2 protein-coding genes are annotated in these 1,165 nt (G+C 43.2%); both read right to left on the reverse strand.

The window, feature by feature from the left end:
- A partial coding sequence (locus NUV40_00905) for a hypothetical protein (GenBank protein MCR4342445.1) occupies nucleotides 1-845 on the reverse strand: 845 nt, incomplete at its 3' end.
- A gap of 16 nt (nucleotides 846-861) precedes the next feature.
- On the reverse strand, nucleotides 862-1,165 hold a 304-nt coding region (locus NUV40_00910), incomplete at its 5' end, for an SWF/SNF helicase family protein (GenBank protein MCR4342446.1).

The following is a 1,165-nucleotide window of genomic DNA, read 5'->3' on the forward strand; positions in this document are numbered from 1 at the left end:
ACTGCCTTCCCCGGTGTTTTTGCCTTGGTCTTTTTTGTTTCCATAGCGATCTTTTTCGTTTTTGGGGTTTTCTCTTTTTGAACTGTTTTGGCTTTGCCCTTCTTTGCGGGTAGAGAAACGCTATCAAGCTCAATACCAAAAACGGATGACAAGTCCTGATCTTCAATAATTCTCCCACTTTTCTTTTTTGCCTTTGCAAGTAATTCTTCCGTTTTGTCCTTGACGGTTTCTGTTATTAAATCACTTATTTCAATCTTCCTGAGCGCAAAAAAAAGATTAGGGTCTTTATCCAGCCGGACACCAATTCCATAAAGGGTCGCCGCAACGTGTTTGCACATGTCTGCCCAGTCCGGACAGCTACAGTCAAAATCTATCTCTTTTGGAGCGGGGAACAGCCCCTTTCCGTGGGCAGTAAATATCTCATCTAACGCCTTCGGGAATTTACCCACAAGCAGCTCCTGTAACGAATCAAGCTTGCCCTCGCAAACATCTTTTATCTTTTTCCAGATTGATTTTTCCAGGGCCTTTATCTTTATTACAACGGAATAAGGCTTTGACTCGGAACCCTGCACCAGCGATTTAACCTCCCCTCCACTTATTTGCAAATCAAGTACGGAACCACAACGGACGTAACTCCTCCCTCGCCCTATTCGATTACTGTAATCGGCGTATTCCTCCAGGTTTTTATTCCACGCCTTTCCCCACCACGTATGCGCCAGGGTCCTGCCTTCAATTATTACAGGTTCAATATTCTTGTTCTGCTTCCTTAACTGCTCCAGTTTTTTTTTAGACTTTTGCTTCTTTTCCCATACGGATACATATCTTGGGAATCCCCAATAGCTCATAACGGTTTTCCTTCCATCATAATGTTAATTTGAAAAGATTTATCAGTTCATTCGTGTCCATTTCCGTTAGCATCGATTCACCGGCAACTTGTATTATGTCTGATGATATTTTTGCCTTCTCGCGAAGCATATCATTGATTTTCTCCTCTATGGTCCCCCTTGTAATGAATTTATGCACGAGGACGTTTTTCTTCTGACCAATCCGAAATACTCTATCCGTGGCCTGATTCTCAACCGCCGGATTCCACCATCTGTCAAAATGGATCACATGGTTTGCCTCCGTCAGATTCAACCCCACTCCCCCGGCTTTTAATGATAAT

The sequence above is a fragment of the Patescibacteria group bacterium genome (assembly GCA_024654625.1).
Classification (GTDB): Bacteria; Patescibacteriota; Minisyncoccia.